General features: G+C 41.9%; 1 protein-coding gene. It reads left to right on the forward strand.

Annotated elements, in window-relative coordinates; translation table 11 throughout:
* The coding region (locus tag AC0IXA_RS27210) for a hypothetical protein (RefSeq protein WP_471814869.1) at positions 1-384 on the forward strand (384 nt) is incomplete at both ends.

Below are 384 nucleotides of genomic sequence, written 5' to 3' on the forward strand. Positions count from 1 at the left end.
GTGTATTAGCTGTTGGTCTCGTCACTTCATTATTTGCACCAAACGGGGAGGCAAAGGCAGCAGCCAAATACCCAGAAAGCCCTTCTATTATGGCCAACTTTAATCAACAAGGCTTCTCCACATTAAATGGCGGCACAACAGGCGGTGAGGGCGGTAAAACCGTCACAGTCAAAACTGGAAATGAATTATTGGCTGCCCTCAAAAATAAAGGAACAAACGAAAAATTAAAAATTGTAGTAGACGGGACGATTACCCCTTCTAATACATCAGCCAATAAAATCGATGTGAAAGATACAAATAATGTTTCAATCGTCGGTAAAGGGACGAACGGCGAATTTAATGGGATTGGCATTAAAGTATGGCGTGCCAATAACATCATCATCC

The organism is Pseudomonas sp. AC083 (genome assembly GCF_979253165.1).